Origin of the sequence: Streptomyces sp. NPDC059142 (assembly GCF_042755665.1) — a bacterium.
Taxonomy (GTDB): Bacteria; Actinomycetota; Actinomycetes; order Streptomycetales; family Streptomycetaceae; genus Streptomyces.
On sequence record NZ_JBHZDA010000229.1, the window covers coordinates 1 to 1,215 of the forward strand.

The 1,215-nt window shown below is 72.2% G+C and carries 1 protein-coding gene; it reads left to right on the plus strand.

The features are described 5' to 3' along the window. Positions 1 to 240: 240 nt before the first annotated feature. On the plus strand, positions 241 to 1,119 hold the full coding sequence (locus ACFXPK_RS32930) for a chaplin (RefSeq protein WP_385080833.1): 879 nt from the start codon (positions 241 to 243) through the stop codon (positions 1,117 to 1,119). Positions 1,120 to 1,215 lie beyond the last annotated feature (96 nt).

Here is a 1,215-nt window from a genome sequence, read left to right on the forward strand (position 1 = left end):
TCTTTCTCTTTTTTTTCTCTAATCTCATCTATTTCTGTGCTCACATCCACCCTGATTTGTAAATCTCTTTTTCAATCTCTTTCCTCCTGCTCTGGTTTCTTGGTGGGGTTGACCACTTAAACCCCCCCTTCCGGTCCCGGCGCGCGTGCCCTCACGCGTGCCGGGACCGGCCCCGGTGGGGCATGGAACCCACCCGTGACAACGGCCGGCCGGTCCGCCGGCACCAAGGAGAGAAACACAGTGCGAGACCTCATCAGCAAAGGACTGCTCACGGCCGCCGCGGCGTCGAGTGTGCTGTCCTTGAGCGGCGGTTACGCCCAGGCAGCCGACGCGAACGGCGCCGCGGTCGGATCGCCGGGGCTGCTGTCCGGCAACAACGTCCAGGTGCCGCTGGACGTCCCCGTCAACGCCTGCGGCAACAGCGTCGACGTGATCGGGATCCTGAACCCCGCCTTCGGCAACACCTGCGCCAACGTGTCGCACCCGCCGAAGCACCACGCCGCCCCGCACCACCAGGCGCCCCACCACCCCGCGGCGCCCCAGCAGCACGCGCCCCAGCAGCAGGACGCTCCCCCGCACCACGGCGCCCCCGCCCAGCCCCACCTGGCCCCCGGAGCCCCGCACCAGGCGGTCACCGGCTCCGGCAGCGAGGCCAGCAGCATCGCCAAGGGGTCGCCCGGCGTCCTCGGCGGCAACGACGTCGAGACACCGCTCGACATCCCCGTGAACGTCTGCGGTGACTCCGTCGACCTGGTGGGTCTCCTCAACCCGGCCTTCGGCAACAACTGCGGCAGCGGTACGCCCCCGGCGCCGCCGGAGCGCCCCACCGCCCCCGAACTCCCCGAGACCCCCGACGAGGAGCCCGAGGAGATCACCCCGCCGAAGGACCGCTCCGTTCCGCCGGCCCCCGCCGGGCCCCCGCACCACGTGGCCCACACCGAGCCCGCCACGCGCGCGATCACGCCCGCCGTCCTGCCCGCCGCCCGCCCCGCGGACGACGCGCAGCTCGCGGCCACCGGCGGCGACCCCCGTCTGCTCGCCGCCGCGGCGTCGAGCGCCGGGCTGATCCTCGGCGGCGCGCTCCTGTACCGGCGCTCCCGCGTCCCGGCCCGCGTCTGACACGACGCCAGGTCCGGCGGGGCGAGGAGATCGCGGCGGCATGCCGCCCCCCCCCCCCCCCCGCCGGCGCTCACCCGGTCTCTTATAAACAAATCC